Source organism: Chloroflexia bacterium SDU3-3 (assembly GCA_009268125.1).
Classification (GTDB): Bacteria; Chloroflexota; Chloroflexia; order Chloroflexales; family Roseiflexaceae; genus SDU3-3.
In genome coordinates this window covers 103,542-119,455 of record WBOU01000010.1, presented here as the reverse complement: position 1 = coordinate 119,455, position 15,914 = coordinate 103,542, and the positions used below count along the sequence as shown (strand labels likewise).

Annotated in this window: 13 protein-coding genes, 1 tRNA gene and 1 pseudogene; 3 read left to right on the top strand and 12 right to left on the bottom strand. The window is 66.7% G+C overall.

Annotated elements, in window-relative coordinates:
• Positions 1-34: 34 nt before the first annotated feature.
• Positions 35-601, bottom strand: coding sequence for an RNA 2',3'-cyclic phosphodiesterase (gene thpR, locus F8S13_17205; protein KAB8141872.1), 567 nt, complete (start codon positions 599-601; stop codon positions 35-37).
• On the bottom strand, positions 601-2,721 hold the full coding sequence (ppk1, locus tag F8S13_17200) for a polyphosphate kinase 1 (GenBank protein ID KAB8141871.1): 2,121 nt from the start codon (positions 2,719-2,721) through the stop codon (positions 601-603). The genes thpR and ppk1 overlap by 1 nt, the downstream gene beginning before the upstream one ends.
• A gap of 360 nt (positions 2,722-3,081) precedes the next feature.
• Between ppk1 and F8S13_17195 the strand changes: the two genes are divergently transcribed.
• Positions 3,082-3,156: transfer RNA gene (locus F8S13_17195), tRNA-Thr, on the top strand.
• Positions 3,157-3,226: 70 nt separating this feature from the next.
• On the top strand, positions 3,227-3,697 hold the full coding sequence (locus F8S13_17190; GenBank protein KAB8141870.1) for a GNAT family N-acetyltransferase: 471 nt from the start codon (positions 3,227-3,229) through the stop codon (positions 3,695-3,697).
• A gap of 103 nt (positions 3,698-3,800) precedes the next feature.
• Here F8S13_17190 and F8S13_17185 read toward each other — a convergent pair whose 3' ends face one another.
• Positions 3,801-5,594, bottom strand: a complete 1,794-nt coding sequence (locus F8S13_17185; protein ID KAB8141869.1) for a DUF4268 domain-containing protein — start codon at positions 5,592-5,594, stop codon at positions 3,801-3,803.
• Between the two features lie 197 nt (positions 5,595-5,791).
• Between F8S13_17185 and F8S13_17180 the strand changes: the two are divergent.
• A pseudogene (locus F8S13_17180) lies at positions 5,792-5,971 on the top strand (peptidylprolyl isomerase).
• 515 nt (positions 5,972-6,486) lie between these two features.
• On the opposite strand, the gene F8S13_17175 reads toward F8S13_17180, so the two are convergent.
• The 9 genes from F8S13_17175 to F8S13_17135 form a co-directional block, all read right to left on the bottom strand.
• Positions 6,487-7,605, bottom strand: coding sequence for a WD40 repeat domain-containing protein (locus F8S13_17175; protein ID KAB8141868.1), 1,119 nt, complete (start codon positions 7,603-7,605; stop codon positions 6,487-6,489).
• Between the two features lie 100 nt (positions 7,606-7,705).
• Positions 7,706-8,791: a WD40 repeat domain-containing protein gene (locus tag F8S13_17170; GenBank protein KAB8141867.1), complete on the bottom strand. Its 1,086-nt coding sequence runs from the start codon at positions 8,789-8,791 to the stop codon at positions 7,706-7,708.
• A gap of 86 nt (positions 8,792-8,877) precedes the next feature.
• Positions 8,878-9,735 (bottom strand): hypothetical protein, encoded by an 858-nt coding sequence (locus tag F8S13_17165; protein KAB8141866.1) that lies wholly within the window; start codon positions 9,733-9,735, stop codon positions 8,878-8,880.
• A gap of 166 nt (positions 9,736-9,901) precedes the next feature.
• Positions 9,902-10,339: a hypothetical protein gene (locus F8S13_17160; protein KAB8141865.1), complete on the bottom strand. Its 438-nt coding sequence runs from the start codon at positions 10,337-10,339 to the stop codon at positions 9,902-9,904.
• Positions 10,336-10,779, bottom strand: coding sequence for an NlpC/P60 family protein (locus tag F8S13_17155; GenBank protein ID KAB8141864.1), 444 nt, complete (start codon positions 10,777-10,779; stop codon positions 10,336-10,338). The genes F8S13_17160 and F8S13_17155 overlap by 4 nt, the downstream gene beginning before the upstream one ends.
• A 61-nt stretch (positions 10,780-10,840) precedes the next feature.
• Positions 10,841-11,278, bottom strand: coding sequence for a hypothetical protein (locus F8S13_17150; protein ID KAB8141863.1), 438 nt, complete (start codon positions 11,276-11,278; stop codon positions 10,841-10,843).
• 153 nt (positions 11,279-11,431) lie between these two features.
• The gene (locus tag F8S13_17145; protein ID KAB8141862.1) at positions 11,432-12,988 is read right to left on the bottom strand and encodes a hybrid sensor histidine kinase/response regulator; all 1,557 of its coding nucleotides are present in this window, start codon (positions 12,986-12,988) and stop codon (positions 11,432-11,434) included.
• A gap of 7 nt (positions 12,989-12,995) precedes the next feature.
• Entirely contained in the window at positions 12,996-13,436 is a 441-nt protein-coding gene (locus F8S13_17140) for a response regulator (protein ID KAB8141861.1), read from the bottom strand.
• Positions 13,433-15,721, bottom strand: a complete 2,289-nt coding sequence (locus F8S13_17135) for a GAF domain-containing protein (GenBank protein KAB8141860.1) — start codon at positions 15,719-15,721, stop codon at positions 13,433-13,435. Before F8S13_17135 ends, F8S13_17140 begins: the two co-directional genes overlap by 4 nt.
• Positions 15,722-15,914: the final 193 nt, after the last annotated feature.

Here is a 15,914-nt window from a genome sequence, read left to right as displayed (position 1 = left end):
CGTGCGATTGCGGCTTCTCTGCCGCATTGCGACGCTATCCTAGCGCTATTGTATCACGTTCGCTGTAGTGTGGGCCATGGGGCTGCGTCTGGCTCTCGTAGAGGGTGATGTGGCTGGCCAGCCAGTCGGCGGGCGCGGGCGGCGGGGCGCTGGCCAGATCGCGCGCGATCTGGGCGAGTTGGGCGGGCGCGGCCTCGCGGTGCACGCGCCCCAGCGTGATGTGGGGCGCGTAGGCGCGCTGCTCCGGCTCGAAGCCCAGCGGCTGGAGCGCGCGCACAAGGTCGGCCTGCAGGGCACGCAGCGCGGCGATGCCGCCGCCCACGCCCAGCCACAGCACCTGTGGGCTGCTGGTGCTGGGGAAGGCCCCGTGGCCGTCGAGCTGCAGCGCGATCGGCTGGTGCCGCGCCGCCACGGCGCGCGCGGCCTGGCCCACCGGCCCCAGCAGCGCCTCGTCGGTCTCGCCCAGGAATACCAGGGTCAGGTGCAGGCCCTCGGGCGCGCTCCAGCGCACCGGCGGGCTGGCCGCCTCCAGCGGGCGGCGGGCGGCCAGGGCCGCGTCTTTGGTGGGGGCGGGCATGTCGATGGCCAGAAAGAGCCGCATCAGATCGAAGGCTTTCCGCTCATAAAGATCTCCTGCGAGTCGAAGGGCCGTTCGCCGTGCGGCTCGACCCGCACATAGCTGCCGTCGGCCAGCAGGTCGCGGGCGCGGGTGTTGTCATCCAGGTAGGCCTGCAGCAGCTGGGCGCGCACGAACTGGGCCAGCGCCGGATCTTCGATCGGGAAGATCGCCTCGACGCGCCTATCGAGGTTGCGCTGCATCATGTCGGCGCTGCCGCAGTAGACCTCCGGCTCGCCATCGTTGTGGAAGTAGAAGATTCGGCTGTGCTCCAGGAAGCGCCCGACGATGCTGCGCACCCGGATGTTCTCGCTCATGCCCAGGATGCCGGGCCGCAGCGCGCACATCCCGCGCACGATCAGGTCGATCTTCACGCCCACCACCGAGGCGCTGTAGAGCGCGTCGATCATTTTGGGGTCCACGCAGGCGTTCATCTTCATGATGATGTGGGCGGGGCGTCCCGAGGCGGCGTGGCTCATCTCGCGCTCGATCAGGCGCACTAGGCCCTGCCGCAGCTCCACGGGCGCGATCAGCAGCTTGCGGTAGTGGCTCTGCCGCGAGTATCCCGTGAGGAAGTTGAACAGCTCGGAGACATCGGCACCGATGTCGGGGCGGCATGTCAGCACGCCCAGGTCGGTGTAGATGCGGGCCGAGGTGGCGTTGTAGTTGCCGGTGCCCAGGTGCACATAGCGCCGCAGGCCATCGTGCTCGCGCCGCACGATCAGGGCCAGCTTGGCGTGGGTCTTCAGGCCCACCAGGCCGTAGACCACGTGCACGCCCACGCGCTCCAGCGCCCTGGCCCAGGTGATGTTGTTCTCCTCGTCGAAGCGGGCCTTCAGCTCCACCAGCACCGTCACCTGCTTGTCCTGCTCGCGGGCGTGCATCAGCGCCTTCACGATCGGCGAGTTCGAGCCGACGCGGTAGAGCGTCTGCTTGATCGCCAGCACCTTGGGGTCTTCGGCGGCGGACTGGATGAGGTCGACCACGGGCTGGAACGAGTCGTAGGGGTGGTGCAGCAGGATGTCCTGCTGGCGGATGGCCGCGAACATGTCCGACGAGGTGTGCGAGCGCAGCACGGTGGGGATGTGGGGGTAGAACGGCGGATCTTTGAGGTCGGGCCGGTCTAGCTTGGTGAGCGCGAACATGTCGGCCAGGCCGATGGCCACGTCGCTCTCGTAGAGATCCTCGGGGGTAAGATTGAGGTTGTAGAGCAGCACCTCGCGCACCCGCTCCGAGAGCGTGCGCTCGAACGAGAGCCGCACCACCGCGCCGAAGCGGCGCTGGCGCACGCTCAACTCGATCGTGCGCAGCAGGTCGGCGGCCTCCTCCTCCTGGATCTCCATGTCGGCGTTGCGGGTGACGCGGAAGGCGTAGGACTCGACCACCTCTAGCCCTGGGAAGAGCGCGTGGATGTTGTCGGCGATCACCTGCTCCAGCCAGGTGAACGAGTAGCGCCGCTCGGGCGGGACGCTGTCCGGCCCGTTGCAGGCGCTCTCCACCGGCACCAGTCGCGGCAGCACGGCGGGCACCTTCACGCGGGCGAACAGCTCGCCCTCCTCGGGGTCTTTGATCACCACCGCCAGGTTGATGCTCAGGTTCGAGATGTGCGGGAAGGGGTGGCTGGGGTCGAAGGCCAGCGGCGTGAGCACGGGGAAGACCTCGCGCTCGAAGTACTCGCGGCACGACTGGCGCTGGGCCTCGTTCAGGTCGGCGTAGTCTAGCAGGTGGATGCCCTGCTGGTGCAGCTTGGGCACGATGTCCTCCAGCCAGCACTGGTTGACGATCTTGCGCTGGCGCAGCACCTCCTTGCGGATGACGGCCAGCTGCTCGTTGGGCGTGCGGCCATCCGCCGAGCGCTCGGTCACGCCCTCGGCCACCTGCTGCTTGATGCCAGCCACGCGGATCATAAAGAACTCGTCGAGGTTGGTCTCGAAGATCGAGATGAACTTGACGCGCTCCAGCAGCGGGTTGCGCTGGTCGAGCGCCTCTTCGAGCACGCGGTAGTTAAACGCGAGCCAGCTCAGCTCGCGGTTGATGAAGCGCTCGGGCGTGGAGAGCATGGGCGATGGCTCGGGGGAGTGTGTAGGCTCAAGGCTGACAGCCATAGGGTATACCTCGTGAATCACCTGCCGCTGGGCAGGGCTGGTACGGTGCAGTATAGCATAATCGCCCTTGGTTAAGGGCCTGTTAAGTGGCGCTTCGCGCAGCTGTCAGGGCGCGGGGCGGGGCAGAGATGCATGTTTTAGAGTCTTGCTAGCACAGCGGTCCTCGCCCCGCCAGGGCCGAAGATTTCTACCACGAAGACGCGAAGGCTCGAAGGTTGCTCTTCCTTTTTTCTTGGTGTCTTGGAGTCTTGGTAGTGAACGAATCAGTGTTCTGTCGAGAGCGCATAGCCCCTGCTCGCCCCGCGCAGCAATTTGCATTCCCCGGCCTCCTATGCTATAATCCGCACGTCGTTGCGACACGCCGGTGTAGCTCAGTGGTAGAGCAGCTGTTTCGTAAACAGCAGGTCGTCGGTTCGAGACCGACCACCGGCTCCATACAGAAGCCCCAGGGTTCAACCCCTGGGGCTTTTTGGTGCTCGTATGCGGTGATAAAAGGAGCTGCCCTGTGGAAAATGCTACCCTAACCATCCGCCCGGTCGATGGCGAGAGCTGGCGCGGCGTCGCGCGGCTGGAGGTCGCGCCCGAGCAGCGGGCATTTGTGGCCGAGCCGGCCTACTACCTAGCGCTGTGCGCCTACGGCCAGCTGTGGCAGCCGCTGGCCGTGCTGCTGGGCGACGAGGTGATCGGCTTCTGCATGTGGGCGGTGGATCCCGCCGACGGCAGCTGCTGGCTGGGCGGAATCCTAATCGACCGGGCGCACCAGGGCCGGGGCTACGGGCGGCGGGCGCTGCAGGCCGCGCTGGCGCTGCTGGCCCAGCAGCATGGCCACCGCAGCTTCGCGCTCTCGTACCAGCCCGCCAACGCGGCGGCCAAAGCGCTCTACGCCTCGCTGGGCTTCCGCGAGACGGGCGAGGTGGAGGATGACGAGGTGGTGGCGCGGCTGGCGCTGGGCGATGTGCTTCATCCGAGGGCGTAGCGATGCTCCTGATGTAGGGAGCTTTCGTCAACACGCCTGCGCGATTGTTCGGGCAGGCGTGTTTCAATTTTTCCGTGCGATCATACGGCGAGTCAGCGGATCGCTAGCGCTTTTCTGCCTCCGCCCCCACCTCGGCCAGGTGCCTGCGCAGCACGGGGGCGATCTTCGTGGCGGTGGCCACGGCCCAGGCGCGCAGCTGCGCCAGTGTGGCCTCCTCGGCGGCGATGCTGCCGGGCGTGTAGCTGGCCACGCGCGCTGGGTTATAGGCATCTAGGCGCTCCCAGTCCAGCTGCTCGCCAAGCTCGGCCTCGATCTGCTTGCGGCGCTCGGCCAGCAGGTCGAACAGCTCCTTGGAGCGCTCCTTGGTGTCGGCTTCGATGTACAGCTCGATGCGGAAACGCTTCATGCGCGCAAATGTGGCGTAGATCTGCGCCACTGTTCTGCCCTCTACCTGCGCGGTGTCGAGTGTCAGGTAGTGGCGCATGGTGGGGGTGGCGATGCGGAAGGCCCCAGGCGCGGCCTGCTCAAGCTCGGCCCGCAGCGTGGTGAAGAATGCCAGGTAGCCGCGCTCGTGCGAGCTGCTGCGGGCGAAGGTCACCCGCTCCTCGGCCATCACCACGGTGGCCACATGCCACCCTGCACCCAGCCACTGCTGCGCGTGCCCGTGGCTGGTGGTGTCGTTGCCCCACCACGCGCGATAGGCCCGCGCCGAGGGCGGCAGACCCGGCTCGCCCAAGATCTGGTCGATCTCGCCGAAGGTCATGGTCAGCTTGTCCATGCTCTGGGGCTGGCTGACCAGGTGGCCGATGAGCGGGGCGTAGCGCCCAGATGCGCCGCCCGATGACTCGGCGACGGTTGGGTCGGCGTCGGCGGTGCTTGGGCTGCCGCCAGACGCGGCGTGGTCGCTCGGCGTGCTGGTACCTTCCTGCCTAGTGGATGCTGCCTGCTCCTCTGGCTCATCCTCGGGCTGGGGCGCGAGCGCCGCGCCCTCGGCCAGCCCAAACGTGCGGTTTACCGCCTCCTCGTGGCGGGCCAGCCACTCCTTGCAGAAGCGCAGCTCCTCGCGCTGCTGGTCGCTGATGTTGTCGCGGAAGTGGGCCAGGGCGTTGCGGGTATCGCGTACAGATTGTAGTAGTGCAATTATTGTGGCCCGTTCGAGACTAAATACGTTAGTGTATTTTCTCCAGCGTGATTGGCTGGTAAGAATGTCGATATAGCCGTTGAGTGTGAGCTTATCAAATGTTTTTACTACGGGTGCTGTATAGATATATCGCCGAAATGTGCTTTCAAGGATGTCTGGGTTGATTGTTGAATTAGTAATACCAGCCTGAGAAAGATATGCGGTAAGAGCTTGTTGGAACTTTTCCTTCCTAACCCCAGGTGTGAAGGTAACAGTGTTGACCGCTTCCTGCCGCTTCTCCTCGTCGATCTCGCCGGTTGGGCTGGTGAAGGCCGCGTTGATGTAGCTCTTGATCATCTCCTCGATGTCGCGCACCATCATGATGTCCTGCGCGCGCTGGCGCAGGTAGGCCGTTGTGTCATAGGTGGTGATGATGGCGAGCAGCTGGCGGTGCTCGTCGACCACCAGGGCTACATCGCTCTGCTGCAGGCCGTCGAGCAGATCGAAGATGTCGTCATCGGTGCGATAGCTGGCTGGCACCCTGACCATCGCATCGCGCACCTTCAGGTTGCCGATGCTGCTGTTGAAGCGGTGCAGCGTGCGCAAGATCGAGTCGTTGGTGATCATCCCGATGGGCTTGTTTTGGCTATCGACGACGGGCAGCTGGCTATAGTCGTGCTTGATCATCTCCCCGAGCACACCTTTGATGCTGGCGTCCATCGTGGTGGTGATGACATCTGGCTTTCCGCGCAGTATGTCCTCGATTGTTGCAGGCATAGGGTTCGCTTCTCTTCTATCGATGTGTTTTCGACATACAGCATATATAGCGTATAAGGTTGGATGTAGATAGCACTCTTTTACATATGGTGATGGCTGATTTGTTTATCCTAACATAGAGCAAGAAGCGAGACAAATGTGATCTGCTGCAGGTGTAGGGCTTCTTGGCTATACCTGTCTCAAGGAAAATGAGCGCATTGGTCAACAAACCCCACTCTAGAAGGTGCAAAGCAGCGTGCAGATCGAGGGGTGAGGGGTGTGGATCGAGGGGTGAGGGGTGTGGATCGAGGAGCGAGGGGTGCGGATCGAGGAGTGAGGGGTGTGGATCGAGGAGTGAGGGGTGTGGATCGAGGAGTGAGGGGTGCGGATCGAGAAGCGAGGCGTGCGGATCGAGGAGTGAGGGGTGCGGATCGAGGAGTGAGGGGTGCGGATCGAGGAGTGAGGGGTGCGGATCGAGGAGTGAGGGGTGCGGATCGAGGAGCGAGGCGTGCGGATCGAGGAGCGAGGCGTGCGGATCGAGGAGCGAGGCGTGCGGATCGAGGAATATAGTGCGTAGGTCGATATATGCGGCGTGTCGATTGTGAGCCATGTAAGCTATAGAGAGGTAAGTCCTACCATGATCGAGATATAGCACCATCCCCCACGCTAATGACCCTTTTGTTGCCTAGATAACTCGTGCGGTGAAGAGCATGGCTCCTCCTCGCCGAGCAAGCACCGCCGCTGGATTATGCAGCGGTGGTGCTTTGCTTTCTTGCTCCGCCACCGAGCCGGTCGGATCACTATTGAGGGCGGCCTGGAGGCGCGGCACTAGGTGCTCGAACACGGCGGGCAGGCTCAGCACGCCGCTGTCGCCAGGGCGGCATGGCTTGCGGCATACCGCGGCTGCGCGGGGCTACGGTGTCTCGTCCGCCACCTGCCAGATGATCGTGTTCCCATCGTGGCTGTTGGTGGCCACATAGCGGCCATCAGGGCTAAAGCTGACGCTGCTGACCGTGTCGGTGTGGCCGTCGAGGCGATAGAGCTGCGCGCCGCTCTGCACATCCCACACGCCTGCGGTGGCGTCGGTACTACCTGCGGCGATACGCCTGCCATCGGGGCTGAAGGCCACCGAGGTGGTCCAGTCGCGTACCTGTGCGTGCGGCGCGCGGCCCAGCCGCCGATCCCATGCGCTGCTGATGGTGATCGTGCGCACCCGCTTCCCGGTCTCGACTTCCCAGATTGTGACGATGTTGAGGTCGTTGGCGGTGGCGAGGTAGCGGCCATCGGGGCTGAAGGCGAGGTCGCTCACCATATCCCCCTCGTCTTGGAATGTCCTGACAAACTGGTGCAGGTCGCGATCCCAGAGCACGGCCTGGCCGTTCTGACGACCCACCACAAGGTAGCGGCCATCGGGGCTGAAGGCGACGCTGAGCGCGTCGAACAGCATGGTTTCCTTTTCGCCCTCGGTGCCGATCCGCTCCTCAAAGGTTCCGCTGGCGATGTCGTAGATGAAGACGGCATATGCCTCGACCGCAATTTTTTTACCATCGGGGCTGAAGGCCACCTGATCGGCCAAGAAGAACGGTTTTGCAGCCTGCGCATTGGGGATGCGCAGCAGCTCGCGACCGCTGGCGCGATCCCAGATGATGACGCTGTCGCCGCCGACCATAAGCATGGATGCGTCGGGGCTGAGCTGCAGGTCATGGAGCCAGCTATCTGGCTCGTAGGTATTTTGGAGCGACTGTAGTTCTTTACCGCTGCCGAGCTGCCATGTCACCGCGCGGCTGCCGCTTGGCCCGATCAGCGCCGTGCTGTCGGGGGTGAATGCGGTGCGGACACGCGTGATCATCGATTTGTTTCTAGAGCGGATCGTTTGCAGCTGCGAGGCATTCGGGGTGCCTTGGATCACGATCAGGAAGATCCCGATCAGCGCGATGATCGCCACGACGGTGGCGAGGAAGATCAGACCGGCGGCTGGGCGGCGGGCGCGGCGCTGGGGTTGGGCGTCGGCGGGCTGCTCGAGCGATAGCATCGGTACTCCTTACAGGCTACATGAGCGTATTGGCTAGAAAGAGATACGCGCAGCCGCGCAATAGGTCGCATGCCTTTGATGGGGCAGCTGCGGCGATGCGCTAGGGTGCGGCGACTGACCACACTCGCACCGAGCCATCTGCCGAGCGTGTGACGAGCGATCGGTCGTTGGGGCTAAAGGCGATGCTGCTGACCATGCCGGTGTGGCCGGTAAGCCGATAGATCTGCACGCCGCTCCGCACATCCCACACGCCTGCGGTGGCGTCGTTGCCGCCTACTGCCAGCCTGCCGCCGTCGTGGCTGAAGGCGATGGCGCTGCTCCAGCTGTGAGGTTCGGCATGGGGACGCCGCCCCAACAGGGTGTCCCAGTCGCTGCCCACGGTGATACGGCGCGCAAGCCGCCCGCTGGCGATATCCCAGATGCTGGCGGTGCCATTGTCGTCGGCGGTGGCGAGGGAGCGGCCATCGGGGCTGAAGGCTAGGTCGCCCACGCTTGTTCCCCCGCCCTCGAAGGTGCGCACGATCTGGCGCGAATGAAGATCCCAGAGCGCGGTCTGACCGTTCTCTTGTCCCACCGCGATGTAGCGGCCATCGGGGCTGAAGGCCATGCCCACGAGTGTGACCAAACTGCGCTGCTGGGCGGGGATGTTCTGCTCGTAGGTGCCGCTGGCGATGTCGTAGATCGCGACACTGCCGGATTGGATGGCGAGTTTGGCGCTGTCGGGGCTGAAGGCCACCTGGTAGACAGGCTCGTCGCCCCTGCTGTTCGGCAGCGGGCGGATGCTGCGGATCTGTTTGCCGCTGGCGCGATCTAGCACGATGGCTTCGCTACCGCCTATGGCCAGCATCGTGCCGTCAGGGCTGATCTGCAGATCGTAGAACCATGGCTGGTCTCCCCCCGCGAGAGTGAACTGCGGCAGCTCTCTGCCGCTGGCCCGATCCCACGCCACCACCGAGGTCTTCTCGGTGCCGATGATCGACTCGCCGGTGGGCGTGAAGATCACACGGCTGCGCGCGAAGCCGGGTACGGCTAGGCCGGTGATGGCCTGGGTCTGCTGCGCTTCGGGGGCGGCCTGGGTGGCGAAGAGCGTGCCCCCAGCCAGGGCGATGGCCAGCAGGGCGATGGCTAGAAAGCATATGCCGGCCTTTGGGAGGGCGCGGCGCTGGGCTGCTGCGGTACTATTCACAGGTCAAATCCTCATGGACATGCTTACAGATCTTGCTGAAAAGAGATACGCAGCGTCCGCCACTTTGTCGCAGCGCGCCGCTTGTCTCACCTCAGCGTCGCCATCACCACGTCGGCGGGCGCGAAGGCGCGGAAGGGGAAGGTGCTGTAGCCCACGCCTCGGCTCACGATCAGGGTGCGCGACTGCGCGCCGCCCAGCGCAAAGATGCCCGCCGCGTACTGGCGGCACAGCGCGCCGCCGGGAACCAGCAGCGCCCGCCCCGAGGGCAGCGCCACCTGGCCGCCGTGGGTGTGGCCGGCCAGCGCCAGCGCGAACGGCTCGTCGCCCAGATTGGCCAGGGTGTCGGGGGAGTGCATGAGGATGATGCGGGTGCCGTCGGCCCCGCGCAGGGCGCGGCGGGCGTCGGGGTGCCCGGTGTCGGCGTCATCCAGCCCGCAGACCCAGATGTGCTCGAAGGGCGCGGGCAGCCTGCGGTTCTCGTTGATCAGCAGCTGGACCCCCGCCTGCTCAAGGTGGCGCATAATGATGTGGGGCCGCGCCCAGCGGTCGTGATTGCCTAGCACGGCGAAGCGCCCCAGCGGGGCCGGTATCTGGCCCAGGCGTCTGGCGAGCGGGCCGATATGCCGCTGGTGCAGCGACACGAAGTCGCCGCCCAGCAGCAGCAGGTCGGGCCGCTGCTGCTCGATGGCCCGGCACGCCGCCTCGATCGCCGCCCAGTGGGTGGTCGCGCCCACGTGGAAATCGGATGCGAAGGCGATGCGCAGAGCTGGCTGCCGTGCGCCGCCCTCGGCGTGGGCGATGTGGTGGCGGATGACGTGCGGCGGGGGCTGTAGGCCGCAGCGGTGGGCGAGGCGCGCTGGCCAGCCGCCCGCGTAGAGCAGCTCCAGCGCTGGCTCGCTCATGCTGCGCAGCGCGGCGATCAGGCGCGCGTGTTGGTGTGCCATGGTTCATGTTCCTGTTTGGCGCAGGTGTGGCGCACTTTTGGCGGAGGCGGTATCAGCAGAGATAGTTAGTTTAGCGCTTGATCTTTCAGGGGTCGAGCTTGTTTTGCTATGAAATCTACCAGTGCAAATATATTCCCATTGTTGTATCGCGCACTCTTTCGTTCACTCACCGCTCTCTGTCCTTGCCCCAGGCCGCGAAGGCGCGCAGGAATGCTGCGCTGGCCTCGCCTGCATGTGCGGGCTGGCTAGCCAGGGTGCGCGCCTTGGCCACCACGCGACGTGCGGCGGGGTCGCCCCGGTCCAGAACGGCCACATCATCGGCCAGCTCGCCCAGGATGGCGGCGACAATGGCTGGGTCGGGGTTGCCCTGGAGCGCGTGCTGGTGGAGATCTTCCAGATGCTGCGGGATGAGGCACGAGGCCGCCAGCGATCGAAGGTGGCGGTCGCCCGCTGCGCCGTGCAGCACCGCCAGGGCTGTGGGGTGGGCCAGCGGGCTGCGGCGCGAGCGCAGCTCGCCCTGGGCCGAGGTGGCCACAAACACATCGTCGCCCAGCGTGGCGTAGTCGGTGGTCCAGTCCTCATAGATCGGCGTGCCGTCGCTCACGGCGCGTCCCACTGGCGCGGCACGCAGCCCGCCAGCAGTCGCTCGGCGGGCACCCAGCCGATGTAGGCCGGGCTGGTCCATGTGGGCGGCGGGGCCAGCTGCTCGATGGCGCGCTCGTGGTCTACCCGCACCACATCCCACGCGTGCAGCACGCGCCCGTCGCCCAGCGCGATGCCCACGTGGCCCCAGCGCCTCAGGTCGCCACCGACAAGCCCTTGGCAGGCGTAGAACACCAGCGCGCCGCGCGGCGCTGGCTGGCCCCCCGGCTGCGCGCCGTAGGCATCCGCCGCCTCCTGCGCGGAGCTATAGCCGAACACCTCGATGCTATTGCCGCGCTCGAAGCAGTCCTCCACGAAGCCGAGGCAGCGCCCGGCGTACGATGGATCGCCCAGCCGCGCCTCGGCCCACGCCAGGGCACGGTCGATAATACTCTCGGTCATCCTCACCTCATGGGCTATGCTGGTTGTTCCTACCGATCTGCTTGCCCCACTCAGGTTACGCCTAGCGGCCCAGGGCAGCCTCGACCTCGGCCAGGTGGGCGTCGCGGTGGCGGGCGCGCTCGACCCAGCGCGGGTTGTGGGCGTAGAACTGCGCGAGCAGCTCGGGCGCGACCTGGGCGAGGTGCTGGTCGATGGCCTCGGCGGCGGCGATGGCCATGCGGGCTGCCTCGCGGGGCGGGATGGCGGCCCACAGCGGCAGCGAGATGTCGTTCACGCTCACGTCGATGGGCGGCACCGTGAGCTGCCCGGCCTGCTCGCTCTGCGTGATCATGTTGAGCGCCCGCCGATCCCAGAAGGCCAGGTGCGCCAGCGCGATGGCCACCGTCCAGTGCTCGCCCACGGGGCGCTGCATCTCCTCGTCGCTCAGGCTCTCCACCAGGCCGCGCAGCCGATCCAGCCCGGCGCGGTTGCGCTCGATAAAGGTGCGATCTTCTGTCATGCCATGCCTCACTTCTCTTTTTTGGGGGAATGATGCGGATGGGCTGATGATAGCACGGCGGGCGCGCGGGCAGATCGGCCCTGCGGGGCAGTTTGGGGCTGTCCGAAGAGGCAGGATGGTGCGCCGCAGCCCAGGCGGCTGCGGCGCAGGGGGCTATGGCACGGGCGTGCGCGGCAGCGTGACGGTGAAGGTGCTGCCCTGGCCCCGCGCGCTCTCGACATGGACAGCGCCGCCGTGCAGCTCGACGATCTGCCGCACGATGTACAGCCCGATGCCGTTGCCATCGATCGTGTGCGAGCTGGGGTTGATCGCGCGGTAGAAGCGCTGGAACAGCTTGGGGATGGCATCCGCCGCGATCCCCAGCCCCTGGTCGGCCACCGCCAGATCGACGGTGCTGCGGTGGGCGGTCAGGCGAACGGTGATCATGCCGCCGTCGGGGCTGTACTTCACCGCGTTGCTCAGCAGGTTGCGCAGCACCTGCTCTAGCCGCTGCTCGTCGCCCTCGATGTGCACGGGCTGCTGCGGCAGATCGAGGTGGAGCGTGTGGTGGGTCAGCGCGGGCCGCAGCTCGTCGGCGATCCGCTCGGCCATGGCGCACAGGTCGAAGCGGGCGGGCGCGACGGTGAACGCGCCCATCTCGATCCGCGACACATCGAGCAGCGACGAGATCAGCTGGTTGATGCGCGTGGCCTGGTCGGTGATGGTGCGCAGGGCGCGCAGCTCGCCCTCGCCCAGCGCGTTGGAGCGGGCGGCGCGGCGCATGAGCAGCTGGGCGTTGCCGAACAGCGGGGTGAGCGCGTTCTTCAGCTCGTGCACGCCCACGGCCAGGAACTGGTCGCGCATCTGCACCGCGTCCTCGGCGATGGAGCGGGCCTGGTTGGCCTCGGCGTAGAGCCGCGCGCGCTCAAGGGCCAGGGCGCACTGCTGGGCTATGGTCTGGATGTGGGCGCGGTCGTCGGCGTTGGGGGCGTGGCCGGGCGGGAAGGCCAGGCCCAGCACGCCGAGCGGCTGTGCGCCGACCAGCAGCGGGATGGCCACCGCCGTGTCGCCGCCGGGTGTCGCGCGCCACACCGCGCTGGCGCTGCGCTCGGCCTCGGCCATGGCCGCGTCAAGCGCGCCACCGGGGTCGCCCTCGATCTGGGTGCGCGCGTCCCTGGCCGAGGCCAGATCGAGCGCGAAGGCCAGCGCGCCCAGCGCCTCGCGGGCGTGCTGGGCCATGGTCGCGGCCACCTCGGCGGGGGCGAGCGCCCCCAGCAGCGCGCCGGTGAGGGCCTGGAGCTGCTGGATGCGCTCGGCGGCCCGCTGGCGCTCGTGGTGCAGCCGCACGCGCTCAAGCGTGTTGTCGATCGCGCGGGCCAGCTGCGCCGCCCCGAGCTGATTTTTGGAAAGATAGTCCTGCGCGCCGCGCTTCATGCTCTCCACGGCCACGGCGGTGTCGCCGCTGCCGGTCAGCATGATCACGGGCGCGGCCCCCTGCGTCTCGCCGGATAGGATGTCGAGCACGTCTAGCCCGCTCATGTCGGGCAGCATATAGTCAAGCAGCACACATGCTGGAAGGTGCCTCCGCCAAAGCTCGATTCCCTGCGACCCAGATTCTGCCTCCACTACCACCCACTCATCCCCTCGTGCGGTCACAAGCTGCCGGCGAATAGCAACACGATCCTCCTGCGCATCATCAATAAGTAGAATCGTCTTCAATTGGTTGCTCATGCGTTCGTTATTCGTGCGTTGGCAGCGCTACGGTCTCGATCCAATAGTTCAGAAGGTGTTTCATGCCCTGTCGAAAGCTGGCGTAGTTCACTGGCTTCACCTGGTAGCTGTTGGCCCCGGCGCGGTAGCACGCGTCGATGTCGGTGGGGTTGCTGGATGTGGTGAAGATGATCACGGGTATGGTGCGCAGCTGGGAGTCCTCCTTGATCATCCGCAGGAACTCGCGCCCGTCGGTGCCGGGCAGGTTGAGGTCGAGCAGGATGAACTGCGGGCGCGGCGTGGCCTGGCTGGCGTAGCTGCCGCGCCGGTAGAGATAGTCGAGCGCCTGATCGGCGGTGGTGCAGCGCGTGTAGGTGATGCCGGGCGCGTCTTTTGCCAGCGTGCGCGCGACTGCCTCGGCGTCCTCGTCGCTGTCTTCGATAAAGAGCAGGTGCTGAAGCTTTCTCATGGCGTTTGTTGGTCGTCGATTGTGCCTGGGCCAAGCGTGAAGGAGAAGGTCGTACCCCCGCCCGGCTGCGATGTGATCCAGATTTTGCCGCCGTGCCGCTCGATGATCTTGCGGGCGATGGTGAGGCCTGCGCCCACGCCGCCGCCGTACTCGCCGCGCCCGTGCAGCCGTTTGAAGATACGGAAGATCGCCTCGTGATGGTTTTCGGCGATGCCGATGCCGTTGTCGCTCACCGAGAAGATGTAGCCCTCGGCGGGCGCTCCCGACTCGTCGCGCAAGGTCACGCGCCGCGCGTCGACCCGCACGATCGGGATCTCTTTATCATTGTACTTGATCGCGTTCGAGATCAGGTTGCTAAACACCTCGCCGACGCGGGCGCGGTCGGCGTAGATGGTGGGCAGCGGCCTGGGGATCTGGATCTCGGCCCCGCGCTCGCGGATGCGCTGGCCCAGCAGCAGCACGATCTCCTCCAGCTCCTGGTTGAGGTCGACCATGGCGAAGGCCAGGTCGAGCCGCCCGACGCGCGAGTAGTGCAGCAGCGAGTCGATCAGCGTCTCCATGCGCTGGGTCAGGCGGATGAGGGTGTTGAGCTTCTGCTGGCCCTCCTCGTCGATCTTGTCGCTGTAGTCCTCCAGCAAAAAGTGCGAATAGTTGTGGATGCCGCGCAGCGGCTCCTTCAGATCGTGCGAGGCGATGTAGGCGAAGGAGTCCAGCTCCTGGTTGCTGCGCTCTAGCTCGGCGTTCAGCTGGGCCAGCTCGCTGGTGCGGCGGATCACCAGCTCTAAAATGGCGCGGCGCAGCTGGCCCGCCGCCTCGCGCTCGAAGGGCTGCCAGGGCGCGGATGTGCCCGCCACCTCCTGCTGCCAGAGCGCGAATGAGGTGCGCGGGGTCAGGCGCGTGCCCAGCGGCCCGACGGCCACGGGCTTGGTGGGGTCGCCCGCCCAGCTGACGGTGTGGCGGTACTCGGGGCGGAACCACAGGATGTACTCGGGCTGGTAGGCCGAGAGCCGCACCGCCATCAGGCCGCTGGCCACATCCGCGAAGGCCTGGGCCGGCGGGTAGCGCGCGGGCAGGGCGTGGGTGGCGAACACCGGGTCGCCATCCAGCGAGATCAGCCAGCGCACCAGGGCCTGGATCTGGGCCTCGCTGGGGGTGTAGCCCAGCCGCTCGACCGCGCCGTCGGCGCACACGGCCACGCCGCCCGCCTCGATCCAGCCCAGCAGGTTGGGCTGGCCCTGGGTCAGCCCCAGCCGGTAGTGCTCGGCCTCGGCCATCTGGGCCACCAGCTGGGCCTGCACGCTGGCCAGCTGCAGCATGTAGCCGTGCTGCTCGGCGTCCTGCTTGGCCTTGATCTGCACCGAGATCATGTGGGCCAGCAGCTCGCAGGCGGCGCGCGGCTCGTGGGCGATGTACTTTGGCCCGGCGTAGTGGTGGCAGGCCACCAGGCCCCAGAGCCTGCCGTCGTGGATGATCGAGATCGACATGGTGGACCGCACGCCCATGTTGCGCAGGTACTCGCTGTGGATGGGCGACATGCTGCGGATGGTGGTGTGGCTCAGGTCGAGCGGCGCGCCGGTGGCGGGGTTGATCTGCGGCACCAGCGGCACGGGCTGGGCGTCGTTGTCGGGCTTCATGCGCAGCCAGCTCTTCAGGTAGAGCGCGCGGGCCTGGCGCGGGATGTCCGACGCGGGGTAGTGCAGGCCCAGGAACGACTCAAGGTCGGGGCGGTAGGCCTCGGCCAGCACCGCGCCGGAGTCATCCTCGCGGAAGCGGTAGATCATCACGCGGTCGAAGCCGGTGAAGGCGCGCACCTGCTCGGCGGCGATCTGGCAGAAGCTGCGCAGGTCGGGCGCGGCGTTCAGGGCGGCCAGGATGTCGCGGGTGGCGGTGTAGATGTCGGTGGGGGCCTGCCGCACGGCGGGCTGCTGCTCCAGCTCTAGGATGAGCAGGCCGTCGTAGCGGTGGACGGTCGGCTCGAACCACGCGCCGCCCACCTGCATGGCGGGCAGGTAGCGCGGCGTGGCCTCGGCCAGGCGCGGCAGGATGTCGCGCCGCAGCAGCTCGATGTCGGCGGGGGCCAGCAGCGCACCCAGCGGCTGGCCCAGCAGCGCCTCGGGCGGGCGGCCCAGCAGCGCCTCGGTGTTGGCGCTGGCCTGCACGATCTGCAGCGCTGGCTCGACCATGGCCAGCAGCGCGCCGTGCGGCTGGATGCTGCCGGGGATGTGGATCGGCTCGCGGTCGCAGTTGGTCAGGTCGACGGGGGCGGGCTGGGGGGCATCGGTCATAGCAAACTCTTCCTAGCAGGTGGCCAGATGCCATCGTGTGGGCGGGGTGGCGGGGTGCGATGCCTGGATCTGGTGGCGAGCGCCAGCCTGGCTGGCCCTGCTCGCATGGAGCACATGCGAGCAAGCTATGATACCACGCGCTGCCGCGTTTTGGGGTGGGCGTGCGGCGGAAGCCAGGTCTCGGCGTTCGTAC